Annotated in this window: 18 protein-coding genes and 1 tRNA gene; 11 read left to right on the forward strand and 8 right to left on the reverse strand. The window is 56.6% G+C overall.

What is annotated here, in order from left to right; translation table 11 throughout:
- Window positions 1-16 precede the first annotated feature (16 nt).
- Window positions 17-496 carry a hypothetical protein gene (locus tag M8010_RS15365; RefSeq protein WP_250093412.1) on the reverse strand — a complete coding sequence of 160 codons (480 nt, stop codon included), beginning with the start codon at window positions 494-496 and terminating at the stop codon, window positions 17-19.
- A gap of 112 nt (window positions 497-608) precedes the next feature.
- Here M8010_RS15365 and M8010_RS15370 point away from each other — a divergent pair, with 112 nt between their 5' ends.
- Window positions 609-1,901, forward strand: a complete 1,293-nt coding sequence (locus tag M8010_RS15370) for a M18 family aminopeptidase (protein WP_250093609.1) — start codon at window positions 609-611, stop codon at window positions 1,899-1,901.
- Between the two features lies 1 nt (window position 1,902).
- Here M8010_RS15370 and M8010_RS15375 read toward each other — a convergent pair.
- A tRNA-Asn gene (locus M8010_RS15375) sits at window positions 1,903-1,978 on the reverse strand.
- A gap of 73 nt (window positions 1,979-2,051) precedes the next feature.
- On the opposite strand from M8010_RS15375, the gene M8010_RS15380 reads away from it, so the two are divergent.
- Window positions 2,052-3,017: a YheT family hydrolase gene (locus M8010_RS15380; RefSeq protein WP_250093418.1), complete on the forward strand. Its 966-nt coding sequence runs from the start codon at window positions 2,052-2,054 to the stop codon at window positions 3,015-3,017.
- 10 nt (window positions 3,018-3,027) lie between these two features.
- Here the strand turns inward: M8010_RS15380 and M8010_RS15385 are convergent, their stop codons facing one another.
- Entirely contained in the window at window positions 3,028-3,660 is a 633-nt protein-coding gene (locus M8010_RS15385) for an arylesterase (protein WP_250093424.1), read from the reverse strand.
- A 38-nt stretch (window positions 3,661-3,698) separates the two neighbouring features.
- Between M8010_RS15385 and M8010_RS15390 the strand changes: the two genes are divergently transcribed.
- A complete protein-coding gene (locus M8010_RS15390; RefSeq protein WP_250093427.1) occupies window positions 3,699-4,433 on the forward strand; it encodes an ABC transporter ATP-binding protein in 735 nt (244 codons plus the stop codon).
- On the forward strand, window positions 4,433-6,919 hold the full coding sequence (locus M8010_RS15395; protein WP_250093428.1) for an ABC transporter permease: 2,487 nt from the start codon (window positions 4,433-4,435) through the stop codon (window positions 6,917-6,919). The genes M8010_RS15390 and M8010_RS15395 overlap by 1 nt, the downstream gene beginning before the upstream one ends.
- Before the next feature lie 40 nt (window positions 6,920-6,959).
- Here the strand turns inward: M8010_RS15395 and M8010_RS15400 are convergent, their stop codons facing one another.
- From M8010_RS15400 to M8010_RS15415, 4 genes are all read right to left on the reverse strand, one after another.
- Window positions 6,960-7,754 (reverse strand): substrate-binding periplasmic protein, encoded by a 795-nt coding sequence (locus tag M8010_RS15400; protein WP_250093429.1) that lies wholly within the window; start codon window positions 7,752-7,754, stop codon window positions 6,960-6,962.
- 111 nt (window positions 7,755-7,865) lie between these two features.
- Entirely contained in the window at window positions 7,866-9,053 is a 1,188-nt protein-coding gene (locus M8010_RS15405; RefSeq protein ID WP_250093430.1) for an iron-containing alcohol dehydrogenase, read from the reverse strand.
- Window positions 9,053-9,598 carry a hypothetical protein gene (locus M8010_RS15410; protein WP_250093431.1) on the reverse strand — a complete coding sequence of 182 codons (546 nt, stop codon included), beginning with the start codon at window positions 9,596-9,598 and terminating at the stop codon, window positions 9,053-9,055. Before M8010_RS15410 ends, M8010_RS15405 begins: the two co-directional genes overlap by 1 nt.
- A 75-nt stretch (window positions 9,599-9,673) precedes the next feature.
- The gene (locus M8010_RS15415; RefSeq protein ID WP_250093611.1) at window positions 9,674-10,912 is read right to left on the reverse strand and encodes a M48 family metalloprotease; all 1,239 of its coding nucleotides are present in this window, start codon (window positions 10,910-10,912) and stop codon (window positions 9,674-9,676) included.
- Window positions 10,913-11,097: 185 nt separating this feature from the next.
- Between M8010_RS15415 and M8010_RS15420 the strand changes: the two genes are divergently transcribed.
- From M8010_RS15420 to M8010_RS15450, 7 genes are all read left to right on the forward strand, one after another.
- Window positions 11,098-11,568, forward strand: a complete 471-nt coding sequence (locus tag M8010_RS15420; RefSeq protein WP_250093432.1) for a PaaI family thioesterase — start codon at window positions 11,098-11,100, stop codon at window positions 11,566-11,568.
- On the forward strand, window positions 11,565-11,999 hold the full coding sequence (locus M8010_RS15425) for a PaaI family thioesterase (RefSeq protein ID WP_250093433.1): 435 nt from the start codon (window positions 11,565-11,567) through the stop codon (window positions 11,997-11,999). The genes M8010_RS15420 and M8010_RS15425 overlap by 4 nt, the downstream gene beginning before the upstream one ends.
- 374 nt (window positions 12,000-12,373) lie before the next feature.
- The gene (gene htpG, locus M8010_RS15430) at window positions 12,374-14,266 is read left to right on the forward strand and encodes a molecular chaperone HtpG (protein WP_250093434.1); all 1,893 of its coding nucleotides are present in this window, start codon (window positions 12,374-12,376) and stop codon (window positions 14,264-14,266) included.
- A gap of 10 nt (window positions 14,267-14,276) precedes the next feature.
- Window positions 14,277-14,495: a DUF2835 domain-containing protein gene (locus M8010_RS15435; protein WP_250093435.1), complete on the forward strand. Its 219-nt coding sequence runs from the start codon at window positions 14,277-14,279 to the stop codon at window positions 14,493-14,495.
- 218 nt (window positions 14,496-14,713) lie between these two features.
- On the forward strand, window positions 14,714-16,885 hold the full coding sequence (katG, locus tag M8010_RS15440; RefSeq protein ID WP_250093436.1) for a catalase/peroxidase HPI: 2,172 nt from the start codon (window positions 14,714-14,716) through the stop codon (window positions 16,883-16,885).
- Between the two features lie 133 nt (window positions 16,886-17,018).
- Entirely contained in the window at window positions 17,019-17,990 is a 972-nt protein-coding gene (locus M8010_RS15445) for a tRNA dihydrouridine synthase (RefSeq protein WP_250093437.1), read from the forward strand.
- A 110-nt stretch (window positions 17,991-18,100) separates the two neighbouring features.
- A complete protein-coding gene (locus M8010_RS15450; protein ID WP_502846226.1) occupies window positions 18,101-19,090 on the forward strand; it encodes an MBL fold metallo-hydrolase in 990 nt (329 codons plus the stop codon).
- A 20-nt stretch (window positions 19,091-19,110) separates the two neighbouring features.
- Here M8010_RS15450 and M8010_RS15455 read toward each other — a convergent pair whose 3' ends face one another.
- Entirely contained in the window at window positions 19,111-20,127 is a 1,017-nt protein-coding gene (locus tag M8010_RS15455) for a class I fructose-bisphosphate aldolase (RefSeq protein WP_250093439.1), read from the reverse strand.
- Window positions 20,128-20,200: the final 73 nt, after the last annotated feature.

Below are 20,200 nucleotides of genomic sequence, written 5' to 3' on the forward strand. Positions count from 1 at the left end.
TGCTAACAGAGGTGTATTAGTCGAAAAAACCTTCCTCACGGGCAATCAAAAGCAAAGCGTAAACGCCGTTTTCAGGTAGCTGGGGTTCCAGGCCTTCGTCTGACAGCAGTTGGCGACGGCGATCGTCCAGTTCCTCTCTGGAAAGAGTGGTGATAAGTTCTTCCACACCGGCGATTTCGAAGGGTGCGTCCATACTCACTGCGGTAAAGATCAGGTCCACCAGAGTTTCATCCGGGTCCAAACCGTCGACGTAAACGGTCTGGTCGGGCAGGTCCTGGTGTAATTCCTGGGCCAGCTCAATCAGCGGCACGCCCTGTTCTTCCAGATAAAGCAGGTCAATGTCACCCAGGTCGCCGTCTTCCGGTATCCACTCGTCGGCCGGGGCAATGACGACGGTTTTCATCTGCCCGTCGTCAAGCGACCAGGCCATGGCCACTGGAAACAATGTGTCGTCGGTCTGGCAGTATTCGATATCAAGAAAACGTGGTGCAGGCAATGTACACTCTCCGGGTAGCCGGGCCGCACTCAGGCAGCCGTTTTGTACGGATATGACGTCGGGCGCCATCATGCCATACTGGCGCCGCAATTATCAGTTTATCAGGGACATCATGGAACACGCCGAATTTAACAACCATTTGCTCGAATTTCTGAATGCTTCACCCACACCATGGCACGCTGTTGCGACTATGAAGCAACGGCTGGATGAGGCCGGCTTCAAAACTCTGGACGAGAGGGAGGACTGGAATCTGGAAGCGGGGCAGGGCTACTACGCCATCCGCAATGGCTCGTCCATTGTCGCGTTCCGGACAGGCCGCCGGGACGCCGCTGAGGCCGGCATTCGCATGGTAGGCGCACACACCGACAGTCCGTGCCTGAAGGTAAAGCCGAACCCGGAACTGCGCCGCAAGGGCTTTTTTCAACTGGGCGTGGAAGTCTACGGTGGAGTACTCCTTAACCCCTGGTTTGACCGGGACCTGTCCCTGGCCGGGCGAGTCACCTATGTGGATGAATCCGGCCGCGTGAATGACACGCTGGTGGATTTCCGCAAAGCCGTGGCCTACATCCCCAGCCTGGCAATCCATCTGGACCGGGAAGCCAACAGCAACCGCACGGTGAATCCCCAGACCGATCTGCCGCCGGTGCTGATGCAGGTGCCGGAGGATGACACTACCCGCTTTGCCGATCTGCTTGTCGAGCAGATGGCTGAGGAACAGCCGGGCATCAGCGTTCGCAAGGTTCTGGGTTATGAGCTGGGTTTCTACGATGCCCAGCCAGCGTCAATCGTGGGTCTTCGTGAGGAATTTATTGCCTCGGCAAGGCTCGACAACCTGCTGAGCTGCTACATCGGGCTGCAGGCGCTGATCGAGTCTTCAGGTGAAGAGCCGGCTTTGCTGGTATGCAATGACCATGAGGAGGTGGGCAGTATGTCCGCTGAAGGTGCCCAGGGGCCCTTTTTGTCCGCAGTTCTGGACCGCTGGTGTGGCAAAGGCCGCGCCCGTGCCATTGCGCGCTCCATGATGATCTCTGCCGACAATGCCCACGGCGTTCACCCCAACTATCTGGACAGGCATGATGAGAACCACGGCCCCATCCTGAACCAGGGGCCGGTAATCAAGGTCAATCACAACCAGCGCTATGCCACCAACAGTCGCTCAGCCGCATTGTATCGCCACATCAGTGATGAACTGGACTTGCCATACCAGACCTTTGTAGTGCGCAGCGATATGGGGTGCGGTAGTACCATTGGCCCGCTGACCGCCGGAAATCTGGGAGTGACAACTCTGGATATAGGGGTGCCGCAGTTCGGTATGCATTCTATTCGGGAAATGGCCGGAACCAGGGATAGCGTAACGCTGTTCAGGGTGCTGCGGGAGTTTATGCAGCGAGGGGAAGTGCTGTAAGTGGCTCCCCGAGCTGGGCTCGAACCAGCGACAAACGGATTAACAGTCCGTTGCTCTACCAACTGAGCTATCGGGGAACAAAGTCGGAATGGCGCGCATGATAGGGGCTTTCCCTGTTGGCGTCAAGCCCATGAATTGGAAGGTTAAATTTTGTACTATCACTTCCTCGACTACAAACCACCTCTCTGGTTGCGTAATGGCCATATCCAGTCGGTGTGGCCTTCACTGTTCCGCAAGGTGGCTCTGGCAGAGCCGGAACGGGAAGTGTTGGCCACCGATGACAACGACGAGTTGCACCTGGACTGGTATCGTCAGGGCAGTGACCGGCTGGCGGTGTTGTCCCATGGCCTGGAAGGACATAGCCGTCGCCCTTACATGCTGGGTCTGGCACGTGCGTTATTCAACGATGGTTGGGATGTGCTGGCCTGGAATTTCCGCTCCTGCGGTGGCGTCATGAACCATCAGCCACGCTTCTATCACAGCGGTGCGACAGGCGACCTGGACCGGGTCGTGAAACATGGCCTCGGGCAAGGGTATAAAACAGCGTTTCTCTCCGGCTTCAGTATGGGCGGCAATCTTACCCTGCTTTACCTGGGGCAGCAGTCAGAGCGGGTGGACAGCCGCATCTGCGGAGCCGTTACCTATTCCGTACCCTGTGATCTCGCCGGCAGTGCCGATACGCTGGCTTTGCCCAGTCGACGCATTTACATGCAGCGATTCTTGCGGGACCTGCAGGTGAAGATGGAAGAAAAATCGAAGCGGTTCCCGGACCTCATTGATACAGAGGGCTTTGAAAGTATTCGTAGTTTCCATGAATTTGATGATCGGTACACAGCGACGCTGCATGGTTTCCGGGATGCACAGGATTATTGGGCGAGCTGTTCGGCACTCTGGAAGCTGAAAGATATTCGCGTGCCATCGCTTGTGGTCAATGCCGCTGATGACCCGTTTCTGTCGCGGCAGTGTTTTCCCGAATCCCGCGAGCAACTCGGGCCATACGTGCGGCTGGAATCACCACGGTGGGGTGGGCATGTCGGCTTTGTCGAACGTGCCCGGGATGGCTATTACTGGTCGGAGCGCCGTGCCGTGGCGCAGGCAAGGGCTCTGTTGGTATAGGCCAGAGTGGTTACTGGCGCAGCATGGGCTCCAGCACCGGCCAGACATTATCGAGTAACTGGCCCTGTGCCTCTGCTGTCGGATGAATATCGTCGTCCTGCATCATGCCTTCCTGGTCGTAGATACCATCGAGGAAGAAAGGTACCAGCTCGGTCTCCTGTTCCTCCGCCAGTTCCGGATAGATTTCTGCGAAGGCGCTGGTATACCGCTGGCCATAATTCGGAGGAATCTGCATGCCCACGAGCAACGCCCTGGCACCGGCCTCATTGACCTGTTCAATCATGCCGGAGAGGTTGCGGCGAATGACCTCAGGCGGGAAACCCCGAAGGCCATCGTTGCCCCCGAGTTCGATTATGACAATGTCTGGCTCGTTTTCATTCAGCAGTCTGGGCAGGCGCCGCAGGCCACCATCGGTGGTTTCTCCGCTTATGCTGGCGTTCACCACCTGCCACTGATCAAGGCCTTCTGCGTCGAGTCGCTGCTTCAGAAGGGCAACCCAGGCTTCCTCGGTCTGCACGCCGTATGCTGCACTGAGGCTGTCACCAAAAATCATCAGTGTGTTCTGGCTGGCCTGCGCTTGCACACCGACACAAATTAAAGCGACGAAAACTATTGATCTCAGGCGTAAAAATACCGTATGCATAGAGTAGTTGATTCCAATAAACCCGTTGTGGAGAACCCGTGAGCGACCTAAGTGAGCACCAATCGGATAGTCAGCGCACCATCCTGAAAGTCAGTGACCTGACCCATAAGGTTAGCCTTGAGACTGATACGTTGACGATCTTGCAGGGGGTCAGTCTGGAAATCAACCGCGGTGAGTCGGTAGCGATCGTCGGGCGCTCTGGTTCTGGCAAGACTACCTTGCTTGGTCTGTTGGCCGGGCTTGATACGCCCTCGGCGGGCACGGTTGAGCTTGATGGTTCGGTGATCAGCCAACTCAGTGAGGATGAGCGGGCGAAACTCCGCTCCCGCCGGGTCGGCTTTGTATTCCAGTCGTTCCAGCTGTTGCCGGCCCTGACGGCGCTGGAAAATGTCATGCTGCCACTGGAGCTTGGCGGTTTTGACAGCCCGCAGGCAAAGGCACGGGAACTTCTGGAGCGGGTAGGTCTTGGTGAGCGGCTTTACCACACGCCCCGACAGCTTTCCGGTGGTGAGCAACAGCGGGTTGCCATCGCGCGGGCGTTCGCCTCGGAACCCGCCATCCTGTTTGCGGATGAGCCGACAGGCAATCTCGATAACCGCACGGGTGCCGATGTATCGGATCTTCTGATGACACTGAATCGTGAGCAGGGTACTACTTTGGTAATGGTCACCCATGATGAGCGACTTGCCGCCCGCTGCGCCCGCCAGTTCAATATCGAAGCCGGTGTCCTGACGGAGCCTTCCATCGTGGAACAGCCGGAAGCGGTGAACTGATGGCAGCGTCAAAGAAGTTAATGTCAGTCAGGCGCGATTGGCGTGAGAGGGACGTTCGTGTTGTTCTGTCAGCTCTGATTATTGCCGTCGCCACTGTTGCCACTATTGCCCTGTTTGCGAGCCAGTTACAGCGCACACTGGTGTCGTCTGCCAGCTCCTTCCTCGCCGCAGACCGGCAACTGGAAGCAGAGAATGGTCGCCCCATCCCGGAAGACTGGATGAAGGAAGCCGAACAGCGGGGCCTGGAAACCGCCCGTATGGTCGAGTTTTCCACCATGGTTTACGGCGCCGACAATTTTCAGCTGGTTTCGATCAAGGCGGTCGATAACGGATACCCGCTGCGCGGACAGGTCGAGTACCAGCAGGGTACGGATGCACCGAGGCAGACAGTCGGGCACGGGCCGGGCCCCGGAGAGGTGTGGGTGAATCCGCGCCTGTTGCGGTTACTGGAACTGGAACTTGGCGACAGCCTGGAGGTGGGGAATAAGGCATTGACCATCGACGGCTTGCTGGTTCGTGAGCCGGATGGTGGCTTCCGTATGTCCTCGCTGGCACCACGGGTGATGATGCACGTGGATGATGTGGAATCCACCGGGGTGATTCAGGAAGGCAGCCGGGTAGAGTATGTGTACCTGTTTGCCGGTGAAGAGCCTGCCCTGAACAACTACTACAGTTGGTTGCAACCACAGCTGGAACCCAGTCATGAGTGGGAGGGGGTGCGCGATGGCGAGACCTTTTCCGAGTCGCTTGAGCGCGCCGAGCGCTTCCTGCTTCTGGGCGGCAGCCTGGCGGTGATGCTGGCGGCGGTTGCTGTTGCGGTGGCCAGCCGCCAGTACGCGCTGTCCCAGAGAGATACCGTTGCGTTGCTTAAAACCCTGGGTGTGAGTAGCAAGGGAATTGGCCGGTTGTACATTCGCCGTCTGGCCCTCTGGGGCATCGTTGGCGCCATCGGAGGACTGCTGGTAGCCTTGCCCCTCTATTGGCTGCTGTCCAGTGTGCTGGGGGATGTTCTGGATCAGCAAATTGACTATCAACTGGACCCCAACGCGCTGGCACCAGCACTGTTGACGGCGCTGGTCTCACTGTTTGCCTTTGCCTATCCGCCCATTCGCCGACTGCGCAATGTACCGGCGATGCGAGTGTTGCGAAGCCAGCCGGGTGAATCCGGCCGTGAAGCCCTTCCGGACCTTGTTATTGCGGTAGTAGCCGTATTCGGGTTGGTATGGATGTATGCCCGCGAGGTTTCACTGGTGCTGTCTTTGCTGGGCGGCCTTGCGTTGCTGCTGGGAACGCTGGCATTACTGGGATGGCTGCTGGTCAGTACCCTGCGCAGAATCAGCGGTGGTGGCAATGCCTGGAGGCTTGCACTAGTCGGGTTGTATCGCCATCGCCGCGCGAGTCTGTCCCAGATAGCCGTATTTGCCATGACACTAATGCTGGCGGCCACGTTGATTCTGGTCAGGACATCATTGTTGGACGACTGGCAGGCGCAGTTGCCGGAGGACACCCCGAACCACTTCCTGATCAATATCGCTCCACAGGCAGTTGAAGACGTTGACGACTTCTGGGCCGAGCGTGGGCATCCCCTGGAGCAATTGTACCCGATGGTCCGTGGCCGGCTTACCGAGCTGAACGGACAGCCTGTCAAGGAGGCGGTCACCAAGGAAGAGAGCGTAGGGGCTCTGAACCGTGAGCTCAACCTGACCTGGATGGATACTCTGCCGGAAGACAATGAGATTGTGGCAGGACAATGGTTCGAGTCCGGACAGACGGACGGTGTGTCCATTGAGGCAGAACTGGCGGGTAAACTCGGGGTTAATGTGGGTGATGAACTGGGTTTCACCATTGGTTCGGACAAGGTGACTGAAACCGTGACCAGTATCCGCACTGTTCAGTGGGACAGTATGAAGCCCAACTTCTATATGGCATTTCCACCGGGAGGCGGGCTGGAAGACATGCCCGCAACCTGGATTACCGCTTTTTTCCTTCCATCGGACATGAAAGCGGAACTCAATGAATTTTCCCGCAGCTTCCCTACGGTCTCGGTGCTGGAGATCGACCATGTAATTGAACGCATTCAGGAGATCGTACGGCAGGTTACCCAGGCGATCGAAGCCATACTGGCGTTGATTCTGGCTGCGGCACTGGTGGTAATGGCAGCGGTAGTCAGTGCCACCATGCAGGACCGGCAAAGGGAGGGTGCGCTGCTACGAACCCTGGGCGGCAGGCAGTCTCTGCTGGTGAGAAGCACCATGCTGGAATTCGCTCTGCTGGGTTTCTTTGCCGGCGTGCTCGGGGTTGCGGCGGCGGAAGGCGCTGTCTGGGCGCTGCAGTTCAGGATGTTTGAAGGGAAGTTCCGCTGGCACTGGCAGGCCATTCTGCCAATTCCGCTGATCAGCGCCCTGGTATTGGCGCTGTTTGGTCGCTGGCAGTTGAAACCAGTGCTGAGTGTCTCACCGATGCTGTTGTTGAGGCGTCTGGAATAGTGCAGCCTCCCCGGGCAAGCACTTGGAACAGCAGGGGGAGTTAGCGATAGTTGGCGAGAATCTTATCCAGCTCGCCATTCTCCCTCATGGCCTCAAGCTCGCGGTTAAAGGCGTTGGCAAAACTCGCCCAGTCTTTTCGGAGCATCAAGCGAAAACCGTATTGGCTCAGTTTTGCTGAACTGGTACGGAATTCGTTCTGCATGTTTTCGTTACGCAGGATCCACCTGCCAACCAATTGGTCTGCAACCGCTGCGTCCATTTCGTCTCCGTGAAGCACGTATCTGAACATGTCTTTGTCACGGGAAACATCAAAACGCCTGATTTTGCCTGACGCAAAATGGGGCTCCAACGCAGGGTAGTGATAGCCAAGATGCGTAACCACTGTGAGTGAAAACAGGTCCTCGGGCACTTCAAACTCCAGGTTGGAGTTTTTGGGCACGAACAGTACTTCCTCAATATCCACTATGGGATCCGTAAAGGCGAACTGATCAGGGTTATCCGTCCACTCCTTTGCGCGAGTTGTGGCGTCGATATAGCCTTCAACAAGCATCTGGTCCACGCGTTTGCGAGGCACCTTTTCAGCAATAACCCGATAGTCCAGTCGGTCCGCAATCTCAGTGACGACATCCCACATGATACCGGACTGTTTTCCATTGTCGCTGATCAGGTAGGGTGGGTAGCCATTGGGAGAGATATTAAACCGGAACGACCGTTCTGCCTCCTGTGCAGAAGCGTGGTCAGTGGCGACTACACAGGTTGCTGGCAGCAACGAAAAAGCAAACGCCAGAGAGGCGATGACTGTCGGCAGAGGCCGGCTGGGTGATGCGTTGCGCATAGATGTAAGGCTCATAATTCATATTAAGAACTAATCCGGCTACATCCCTGCCAGCGAGAAAGAATTGTCACTTGTTCCCGTGCTGATTTCAATGATTTGATTGGAATGTTTTTACGCCCAGGCTTTTTTCAGAACGGCTCGGGCATCTTCCAGAGTTACCTCTTTCGGATTGAACATCATGGACCCGTCATCCATGGCCAACTCGGCGATGGTATCCAGCTGGTGCTCTTCCACGCTGCCGGTTTCCTTGAGGGTGCGCGGAAGTTTGCAACGTTTGAAAAGTTCATCCCGCAGCTTGCGAAGGGCAGAAATACTGGCCTCTGCGCGGCGGTTGCCCGGTGTAGCAGCATAAACTTCCGGGCCCTCGAGATAAAGCAGGAGTTCTCCCAGGGGGCCCCGTATTGTCTCCAGATTGTATTCCAGAACGTAAGGCAGATACAGGCTCATACAGAGCCCGTGGGGCAGGTGACAGATGGCGCCCGTAGCGTGTCCTAGGGCATGAACCAGTCCTACCATGGAGTTGGAGAAGGCAATGCCGGCCATGGTCGAGGCTTGCGCCAGTTCCAGCCGGTTATCGCTGTCCTTCGGGTTGTCCATTACCTTCAACAGGGACTGACTGATTTTCTTGATAGCCGCCGTTGCGTAGGCATCGCTGAGCGGGTTCTTCGCCATGCAGGTGAACGCTTCCGTGGCATGGGTCATGGCGTCCATGGCGGTGGCCGCGGTTATGTGCGGTGGTAATGTCAGGGTCATCCGCGGGTCAATTACCGCAGCATTGGGTAGCAGAAACGATGACGTAAAGGGCAGTTTTACAGACTTGGCGGTGTCGGTGATCACCGCAACCGACGTAACTTCGGATCCGGTGCCGGCAGTAGTTGGAACAACAAGGAATGGCTTCAATGGGTGCTTGATGATGCCCGCACCGCTGTATTCGGCAATGTTGTCGCCACCTTCCGACACCAGGATGTTCACGGCCTTGGCGGTATCAATGGCGGAGCCACCACCCACAGCAATGAGAGAGTCGCACTTTTCGCGCCGATAGATACCAGCAATGTCCTTGACCACCCCGGTAGAGGAATCCGGCGGGACATCATCATAAATACTGATAATTTCCAGGCCGCTCTCTTCGCAGGCAGCAAGCACGGGGTCGAGCAGGCCGGCGGCGCGCACGCCCTTGTCGGTCACGATCATCGGGCGTTTGGCGCCCAGGCCGGTCAGTTCGTAGGGAATATGTTCCAGCGCCGCTTTGCCGGCAATTACCTTAACCGGGCAGAAAAACTCATAGTATTGATTGGTCATTATGCTCTCACCGTATCGACAAAATTGGATGCTACCTTGAGGTAAATACGCGCCGCACTGAGGAGTTTCTCGGGCAGGTGCAGATTGGAGGGGTATTCCTTTACGGCACGTTGCGCCACCAGCTTGGGTAGAATGAAGGTTTCAAGCCGGTTCAGTATCCGGGTCATGCGGATTGCATAGCTGATATCGCCATCCACCAGCATGCGGTCGTTGGCAAAAGCGACGGATGTTTTTTCCTGGAACGACAGCACCAGGAAGGCATGGGCAATGTGCTTGAACTGGATAGACAGATCAGTTTCCCGGGGTGCCGAGTCGCCATGGTAGTGGAAACGACCGTCGCCGATATGCTCCACGATGAAACGGGAGCCATCCGGCATCACCATCATCTCGAACAGGAAACCTTCGGGCAGGCCGCGGGCCTCCTTTTGTACGGCAGCGTCAATTTCGCTGACGGCCTGGAGCGCCCGCCCCATGACCTGGAACATCAGCTCTACATAAAGCCGGCGAGCCTGGAAGACCATCGGCTGGATACGTTTTGCGAGCATGGCAATCGTCCGCTTGTTGTGTGATTACCGTAATCTTTAGAGTTATTGCTCTAAAAGTCAATGCGGACGATGACATCAGTTCTGCGTCAGTTTGGCCAGCTTCTGTTTTGCTTCCTGGGCAATCTGTCCCTCAGCCTTCGCTGCGGTGCTGTAATACTGGATCGCGTTGTCCCGGCGATTCTGCCTGACCGCAATGTCACCCAGGCGCAGGTAAGCAATCGAGGTAGGAACGGTTTCGTTGGCCTTGTTCAGTCGCTCCTTCGCCTTATCCAGTTTGTTAAGCCCCAGGGCATTGAGACCGCTGTGCAACTGGTAGGTAAACATCTCCGGGTAAAGGGAGGTAGCCTTGTCAAAGTCGGCTTCGGCCTTTTCGGGCTTTTCCTGTGCCTTGTATATCCGGCCGCGCAGAGAGTAGAAAGCGGCCTCGTCCGGCTCGATTTTGATGGCCTCATTAATTTTGGCAATGGCCTGATCAAACTTGTCATCGCTTGCCAGTTTCATGGCTTCGTCTTGAGCGTCGTAGGCAGGCTGTATTTTGCGCAGGTATGCAGTTTTGTTCTGGTATTCTTCACGACCGCGGTAACCGCCTGCGCCGATCTTGTCGACCAACTTCTGGTTTTCCCGGACGCGCTTCATCGAAGGTGGGTGAGTGGCAAACATGCCCTCGATAAAGCTGGTTTCGCGGCCTTCGGAAAGCTCCACAAACAGCTGCTGCAGCTCGACCGCAGCCTGTGGATCGTACCCGGCTTCTTTCATGTAACGAATGCCGTAATGGTCTGACTCCAGTTCATCGCCCTGGCTGTACTGCGCCAGGGCAAGCTGGGCGCCCATGGCAGCGCCGCCCATGATCAGCCCTGCCCATTCGTTATCCGAGAGGGCAAAACCCAGCCCCGCCACACCGGCACTTATCAGCATTCCCTGTTGCATGCGCTGAACGCTGTGCCGCGCCGCCGCATGGACGATCTCATGGCCGATAACGGAGGCCAATTGGGCTTCGTCTTCAAACTCTGTCAACAGGCCACGGTTGATGGCTATTTTACCGCCGGGAAGTGCCCAGGCATTCGGAACACTGCTGTTCAACACCACAAATTCGTAGGGGAGATCCGGGCGATCACTGACTTTGGCCAGCTTCTGGCCGATCTCCGCAACGTACTGGTTCAGATCCGGGTCCAGGTAGAAGCGGCCACCCTGTGTCTGTTGGGTGGGTTTGTACTGTTCGCTGCCGATAGACAGTTCCTGGCTTTCAGGGATAAGCGAAAGCTGCTTCTTCCCGGTGACGGGATTGGTGGCGCACCCGGAGAGAACGGCGAGCATAATAATAATGGTGAAGTATCGTAATCCAGCGTGGATAGTCACGAGTAAAGCTCCTGGTTCGGATTTGCCACTTTTATACCACATCCGGGCCTCGTGCTGCGTTACCACAGTTCGAGGCCTGCCGTGTGGAGGCAGCATGGACGTTGCGTTATTATTGGCGCTTTTCACCTGACGAGCCAGACCCTATGAACAACGCCATGCGAATGGAACGGGTTCGCCGGTTTATCGGAACTCTCAACCAGAGCCGCGAACTTGGTATGACCGTAACATCGGCAAAAGAGGGCCAGTTGACCCTTTGCCTTCCCTATAGCGACCGCATCATCGGCAACCCGGATACCGGCGTGATCCACGGTGGAGCCATTACCACGCTGATGGATACGACTTCCGGCTCGGTAATTATGTGCACCCTGGATGACTTCGAGCTAAGCCCGACGCTGGATCTGCGGGTGGACTACATGCGTCCCGCCGAACCCCATAAGCCGGTATACGCCCGCGCCGAAACCTACAGGGTTACCCGCAATATCATCTTTACCCGCTGTGAAGCCTTCCAGGAGCCTGGCGATACCATTGCCAACTGTGTGGGCACGTTCATGAGGATTGGCAAAGAGGCGATGCCCAAATCTTTTCGTGATCTGATCGACGGAGGCAAAGAATGACCAATCCGGAAATCCTCCGTTACACCCAGGAAACCGGCGATTTTTCCCGAATGCTGGAAAGCATCCCTTACGCCCGCTTTATTGGCCTGGAATGCAACCGTTTCGGTGACGACCTGATCTTCCGGCTGCCGGAAAAAGAGGAAAACCTGGGCAATCCCGTCCTGCCGGCGATTCATGGTGGGGTGATCGGTGGCTTCATGGAGTTGTCAGCGGTTATCTATCTGATGATGTCCCAGGAAACCCTGCGCATGCCCCGCATCGTGGATTTCTCCCTTGATTACCTGCGCGCCGGCCTCAACCGCGAGACCTTCGCCGAGTGCCAGCTCACCCGCCAGGGCAACCGCGTGGCCAATGTGATGATCACCGCCTGGCAAAAATCCCGTTCCCAGCCCATTGCCACGGCCCGGGCCCACTTCCTGCTGGAAGACTGAATTCAGCTTGTCGGGGTTGAAATGCCCCCGGTGACCCCCATTTCTGGACCCAGCACTTTAGGCATTGGTGCAGGCAAGCAGTTGAGGATGGGTTTACGAAACACGCCTCAAGACGTCCGTGTGCGGCTCGGGCTCCGCCATCCATGGCTCCGCACGGTTTCGTAAACCCATCCTCAACTGCTCGCTCCGGCCTGGGTGCCAGAACGGAAATTACTCCACAGTTGGGTGGGGTGGCTGGGTGATCCTTTCCAAAACCGTGCGGAGCCATGGATGGCGGAGCGGAGCGTACAAGGACGTATTCACAGCGTGTTTTGGAATGGATTACCCAGCCGCACCGCTCCTCCGAACCTTAATACCAGGAGACAAAACAAGCCATGACAGTTGAATCGCAGAAAGAGACGTTGGGATTTCAGACTGAGGTTAAGCAACTGCTTAACCTGATGATCCATTCCCTATACTCCAACAAGGAAATCTTCCTTCGTGAACTGATTTCAAACGCTTCCGACGCAGAAGATAAGCTCCGCTTTGCCGCCCTGAAAGATGACTCCCTGTTTGAAAACGATCCCGAGCTGAAAATCCGTCTGGATTATGACGCCGAGAAGAATACCGTCTCTCTTTCCGATAACGGCATTGGCATGAACCGGGACGATGTTATCCAAAATCTGGGCACCATCGCCAAGTCCGGCACTGCCGAGTTCCTCAAGCAGCTATCCGGTGACGAGAAGAAAGACAGCAAGCTGATCGGTCAGTTTGGTGTCGGCTTTTATTCTTCGTTCATCGTGGCGGATTCCGTTGAAGTGTTTACCCGCCGCGCTGGTGCGCCGGTTGAAGAAGGTGTGCATTGGGAATCCAAGGGCGACGGCCAGTTCACCATTGAGAATGTGGATCTGGACGAACGCGGAACGAAAATTGTTCTGCACCTGAAGGACGACGCCAAGGAATTTGCGGACGGTTTCCGCCTGCGCAACCTGGTGAAGAAGTACTCCGACCACATTTCGTTCCCGGTGGTGATGAAGTCCGAATCCGAGGAAGAAGGCGAGAAGGGCAAGGACGAGACAGTCAACGACGCGACCGCTTTGTGGACCCTGTCGCGCAGCGAGATCAAGGACGAAGAGTACAAGGAATTCTACAAGCACATCTCCCATGACTTTGAAGATCCGCTGACCTGGTCTCATAACAAAGTGGAAGGCAAGCTTGATTACACCAGCCTGCTGTATGTTCCCGGCCGTGCACCGTTCGATCTGTACAACCGCGAAGCGCCCCGTGGCCTGAAGCTGTATGTGCAGCGTGTGTTCATCATGGACGACGCCGAGCAGTTCCTGCCGCTGTATCTACGCTTTACCAAGGGCGTGATCGACTCCAACGATCTGTCGCTGAACGTCTCTCGCGAGATTCTCCAGAACGACAGCACCGTGGACAGTATCCGTACTGCGGTTACCAAACGGGTTCTGGATATCCTCTCCAAGCTGGCCAAGAAAGAGCCGGAGCAGTACCAGCAGTTCTGGAACGAGTTTGGCACGGTGCTGAAGGAAGGCCCGGCGGAAGATTTCAGCAACCGTGAGAAGATCGGTGGTCTGCTGCGTTTTGCCTCCACTCATACCGGTGAAGAAGCCCAGAACGTGTCTCTGGATGAGTACATCGCCCGTATGAAGGAAGGTCAGAACAAGATCTACTACATCACCGCCGATAACTTCATGGCCGCGAAGAGCAGCCCGCACCTGGAAGTATTCCGCAAGAAGGGCGTTGAGGTGCTGATCCTCTCTGACCGGATTGACGAGTGGATGATGGGTTACCTGAACGAATATGACGGCAAGCAGTTCCAGGATGTAGCCCGTGGTGATCTGGACCTTGGCGAAGTGGAAACCGAGGAAGACAAGAAGCATAAGGAAGAAGCAGCCGAGGAACACAAAGCCCTGGTGGAGCGCATCAAGACCGCGCTTGATGACCGTGTTCAGGATGTGCGTGTTACCAACCGTCTGACCGATTCACCGGCCTGCCTGGTGGTTGGTGACTTCGACATGGGCGCGCAGATGAAGAAGATCATGGAAGCTGCGGGACAGAAGGTTCCGGACAGCAAACCCATTTTCGAGATCAACGTCGATCACCCGCTGGTTCAGCGCCTGGAAAACGAGCAGGGCGAGGATCGCTTCAAGGAATTGTCTGCTGTGCTGCTGGACCAGGCTACACTGGCCAGTGGTGAGCAACTGCAGGATCCGGGTGCCTATGTAACCCGCCTGAACCGGTTGCTTCTGGAACTGGCCAACTGATCAGGATCCCATGCAGCAGATTACTGTGGACATTGAAATCAGCCCTGATGAGTGGATAAAGCTCTATCAGGGCGTTGCCACCGATGTCCGCACCACGGCCCGGGACGGACGCTCTGTCCGGTTCCCGGCCCGTATTCTCTCCCGTTTCTATCTCAAGGACGGTATTCGCGGCAGCTTCCGGATTCTGTTTGACGATGCCGGCAAATTTACGTCCATTGAACGACTGTGATTTTCTGACTCTCCCACCATTAATAAAAACTCTCACAAATTTATTTTTAATTAATTATCTTGTTGCCTTTGCCTCGCGCTACAGTGAATGTGTTCTTTATAGGCACTCGCTATCCCGGGTATTGGAATTACTCAGAGCAGAGCGTTTTTTCTATCCTATAGTTAGTGGTGCCTAATTCGAAATAGAGCGGTTTTGCCAAACCCAATGAGGAGAGAGACATGACAGACAACAATAGCTCAGGCGGAAAGTGCCCGGTAATGCACGGGTCCAACACGCAGGAGAAAGCTGATGTTGTTGCCTGGTGGCCGGAATCCCTGAATCTGGACATCCTGCATCAGCATGACAGCAAGACCAATCCGATGGGTGAAGATTTCGACTATCGGGAAGAGGTCAAGAAGCTTGACCACGAAGCGCTTGAAAAAGACATGCACGAGCTGATGACCAACAGTCAGGAATGGTGGCCAGCAGACTGGGGCCATTACGGCGGCCTGATGATCCGTCTGGCCTGGCACGCTGCAGGTACTTATCGTCTGGCCGACGGTCGTGGCGGCGCTGGTACTGGCAATCAGCGATTTGCACCGATCAGTTCCTGGCCTGATAACGGCAACCTGGATAAAGCCCGGCGCCTGCTGTGGCCGCTCAAGAAAAAATACGGCAACAAAGTGAGCTGGGCCGATCTGTTCATTCTGGCTGGCAACGTTGCCTACGAATCCTTTGGCTTCAAGACCTTTGGTTTTTCATATGGCCGTGAGGACATCTGGCATCCGGAAACCGACATTTACTGGGGTGCTGAAAAAGAATGGTTGGCGCCCTCTGATAGCCGTTATGAAGACGTCGAAAAGCCGGACACCATGGAAAACCCGCTCGCCGCGGTTCAGATGGGCCTGATCTACGTGAACCCTGAAGGTGTGAACGGCGTGCCGGATCCGCAGAAGACTGCCGAGCAGGTTCGTGTCACCTTCGCCCGAATGGCGATGAATGACGAAGAGACCGCTGCACTGACCGCAGGTGGCCATACCGTTGGCAAAACCCATGGTAACGGCGATGCGGATGCGCTTGGTCCGGAGCCGGAAGGTGCTGATCTTCACGAGCAGGGTCTTGGCTGGCACAACCCGAACCTGAAGGGTAAGGCGACTAACGCGATTACGTCAGGACTTGAGGGTGCCTGGACCACCAACCCGACCCAGTTCGACATGGGTTACTTTGACCTGCTGTTCGGCTACGAGTGGGAGCTGAAAAAGAGCCCGGCTGGTGCGAACCAGTGGGAGCCTATTGATATCAGGGAAGAAGACAAACCGGTGGATTCCACCGACCCGTCTGTTCGTCGTAATCCGATGATGACCGATGCGGACATGGCGATGAAGGTCGACCCGAAGTACCGCGCCATCTGCGAGAAGTTCATGGCTGATCCGGAGTACTTCAAAGATTGCTTCGCCCGCGCCTGGTTCAAGCTGACTCACCGGGATATGGGTCCGAAGTCCCGTTACATCGGCCCAGATGTACCGGCTGAAGATCTGATCTGGCAGGATCCCGTGCCGCAGGGCGAGACCAACTACATCGAAGAAGTGGTCAAAGAGAAAATCGCCGCAGCCAACCTGACCATCAACGAGCTGGTGTCTACCGCCTGGGATAGCGCCCGCACATACCGTGATTCTGACATGCGCGGTGGTGCCAACGGTGCCCGCATTCGCCTGGCTCCCCAGAAAGACTGGGAAGGCAACGAGCCAGACCGTCTGGGCAAGGTGCTTAAGGTTTACGAGAAGATCTCTGCCGATACCGGCGCCAGCGTCGCAGACGTGATCGTGCTAGGTGGTAACCTGGGCGTCGAGATGGCGGCGAAGGCTGCTGGCCACGAAGTGCATGTGCCATTCCTGAAAGGTCGTGGTGATGCCACCGACGAGATGACGGATGCCGAGTCCTTTGATCCGATGGAGCCGTTGGCCGACGGATTCCGTAACTGGCAGAAGAAGGATTATGTGGTCAAGCCGGAAGAGATGCTTCTGGATCGCGCCCAACTGATGGGTCTGACCGCGCCGGAAATGACCGTTCTGCTCGGTGGTATGCGGGTTCTGGGCACCAACCATGGTGGGACAAAGCATGGTGTATTCACAGATCGCGTTGGCCAGCTGACCAACGACTTCTTCGTGAATCTGACCGACATGGCAAATGGTTGGGAGCCTACTGGCAAGAACTCCTACAACATCGTGGATCGCAAGAGTGGCAACACCAAGTTCACCGCGACCCGTGTTGACCTGGTGTTCGGTTCCAACTCGATCCTGCGGGCTTACGCCGAGGTGTATGCGCAGGACGACAACGAAGAGAAGTTTGTTAAAGACTTCGTTGCAGCCTGGACCAAGGTCATGAACGCCGATCGTTTCGACGTCAAATAAGACCTGAAAGTGAATGGGTACCCCGGTAACGGGGTACCCAGCTACCAACTTCCCGCCAAATTCCTTACAATCCTCCCCGCCTGATTTTTGATCAGCCGCAATCTGTCCAGACTTCTTCTCTACTGGAGCATTCATGCGAATCATCCTCGCCCCGATGGAAGGGCTGGTCGACGCACCTATCCGTGAAACTCTGACCAAAGTCGGTGGTATTGACCGGTGCGTGACGGAATTCATTCGCGTGACTCACGGTATGCTACCGCCAAGAGTGTTCTACAAATACGCCCCGGAATTGCACAACCATTCAAGAACGGAAGTGGGTACGCCGGTCGCTGTTCAGCTACTCGGCTCAGACCCACAGCAGATGGCTCGTCATGGTGTAAAGGCGGCCGAACTGGGAGCGACCCAGGTTGACATCAATTTTGGTTGCCCGGCCAAAACCGTCAACAAGCACAAGGGTGGCTGTGTACTGATGCGTGAGCCTGAGCTGATGCACGGGATTGTCGCCGCAGTGCGCCAGGCGGTGCCTGCGAACGTGTCGGTGACTGCAAAAATGCGCCTGGGGTACGACGACCGCTCCATGGGCGTTGCCTGTGCCCAGGCCCTGGAGGCCGCGGGTGCTGAAGAAATCGTCATACACGCCCGAAGCAAAGTCGATGGCTACAAACCTCCCGCTTACTGGGAAGAAATTGCCCGGGCGCGGGAAGCGGTGAAAACCCACATCATTGCCAACGGTGAAATCTGGACCGTCGCTGATTACTGGCGATGCCGTGAAATATCCGGCTGCGAGGATGTGATGATCGGCCGGGGCCTGATTGCCCGGCCAGACCTGGCCCGCCAGATCAAGGCAAGCCAGCGAAGCGAGACAGTCGCGGATATGACCTGGCCTGAAGCCGTTGTGCTGGTTCGTGAATACGCCACCGTGTTGCAGGGCTGGCTGGAAGACCGCTATGTGACCGGCCGCATCAAACAATGGCTCAATTTCCTGCGCCAGGGTTTTGCAGAGGCTGAAGCTCTATGGCCCGAGGCACGCAAGATCCGCCAGGTGGCACCGATGATGGCCTGCCTTGAACAGCGGGTGCCTGTTACCGACTCCCGCGCCGCCTGACGTTCGCTCCCCGACGTAAATTCCTTCCACTGACTACACTGGTATCAACGGCACTAACGTTCGTATCACTGTGGGTACCAACAACAAGACAAGTGGAGAGGACGATTACCATGTTACAGGGACATTTCCGCACCGCCCTGGCTATCGCCGGAGCAACCGTATGCTTTTCACTGGCAGTGGCCATGCCTGTTCAGGCCGACGAGCATGTCGTAAAGGTCACACCTCTTGGCAGCCACGATGGTGAATTCTGCAGTCGCGACCGGGCGCTGGTGTTCGAAGATCCGAACGGCACCCGGATTCTGTACGATGCCGGAAGAACCGTCGCCGGCCCGGATGACCCGAGGTTGGGCAAGATTGATGTGATTCTGGTGTCGCACATGCACGGTGATCATGTGGGTGATCAGCGAATCAGTGAGACCAATCAGGGCAGCTGCGGCTCTCCCGACACGGGCGTGTCCACGTTACCGCAATCCAATACCGTGGATATCGCAGTGAAGAAGAATGCGAAGATCGTCACCGGTAGCGAAATGCCGGCGTTCTTTGCTGCCAAGTTGAAGGAAAGCGGTGGCGACCCTGCAAATTCTCTGCTCGTGCGCTTTGGTGGCGAGCGGAAAGTCGGGGGCGTGGCCATCACCACAGTGCCGGCTGTGCACAGCAATGGGGTATCCCCGTCGTTTCTCACCGGCCCGCTGGCGGAGTATCTGAAAGCCGCGGGCGTAGGCGCCAGTGTCGGGGCGCCTACCGGTTACGTACTGACATTTTCCAACGGGCTGGTGGTGTATCTGTCCGGCGACACCGGCATCACCGCCGAACAGAAACTGGTGGTCAACGAGCACTATGGCGCCCAACTGGTGGTCATGAATATTGGTGACACCTTTACCACCGGGCCGAAGGAAGCGGCTTACGTGATTAATGACCTGATTCGTCCGGCAGCCGTCATTGCGTCCCATGCGAATGAATCGGCCACGGAGAAGGGTGCAGTGCGCAAGGACACCCGCACCGAACAGTTTGTGAGCCTGTCTTCGGTACCGGTGCATGTTCCCCTCAGCGGGAAAACCATGAGCTTTAACGGCAGTGCAAGCTGCACTGAGGGCTGTTGATGCAAAAGGCTGACCGTCGGTCAGCCTTCCATATCTGTTGAGTAGCGCCCCAGAGTGGCCAGGCTGTTGAGCTTCGCCCGTTTCAGAAGAGCGGCCTGGGCAGCGGATTTGTTCGAGGAAATGCCTGCCCAGGCTTTTTGAGCGGGTTCCTGAAGGGCGCGACCATAGGAGAAACTCAGTACCCATGGCTGCGATGCGCCACTGTTTATGGCATTGAGGTTCAGGGTTGCCTCTTCAGGTGTCTGGCCGCCGGAGAGGAAGTTGATGCCGGGAACCGCTGCCGGAACCACCCGACGGAACACCCGCAGGGTATGCTCGGCCACTTCTTCGGGGCTGGCTTTCTTGCCATTGGCGTTACCGGGCGTAACCATGCTTGGCTTGAGGATCATGGTTTCCAGTTCAACGCGATGGCGCCGCAGGGCCCGGAACACCTCACTGATGACCGCCTCATTGACGTCGGCACTGCGCTCAATGGTATGGCTGCCGTCAATGAGCACTTCCGGCTCCACGATAGGCACGATTCCGCAGGACTGGCAGATGGCAGCATAACGGGCCAGAACCTCGGCGTTGGCCTCAATCGCCGCGATACCGGGGTTGTTGTCAGTGATGTGGTAGACGTTCCGCCACTTGGCAAACCGGGCGCCCAGCGTCTTGTATTGCTCAAGGCGCTGGGCCAGGCCGTCAAGGCCCTCGGTAATCTCATCGCCCGGCGCATTCACCATCGGCCCCTTGCCCTTATCCACCTTGATGCCGGGAATAACGCCGTTGCTCGCGGAAACGGAGGGGAGCGGCTTGCCATCGTCGGACTTCTGGCCCAGGGTTTCCTCAAACAGAATAACGCCGCTGATATAGTCTCCCAGTTCTTGTGTGTTCAACATCAGGCTACGGTATTCGCGGCGGTTCTCTTCGCTGGACTCAACACCCACGGCCTTGAAGCGTTTGGCGATGGTGGGGTGGCTTTCATCGGCCGCGAGAATACCCTTGCCGGCTTGGACCAGCTCCCGGATGGTGGCGTTCAGTTCTTCCTGAATGGTCATAGTGAGCTCCTGAAAAATCCGTGACAGTCTGCGTGTGCGTTTTGGGCTGTTATCTCATTGTAGACGGTGAATG

Origin of the sequence: Marinobacter sp. ATCH36, assembly GCF_023555055.1 — a bacterium.
In the GTDB taxonomy this organism is placed as follows: Bacteria; Pseudomonadota; Gammaproteobacteria; order Pseudomonadales; family Oleiphilaceae; genus Marinobacter.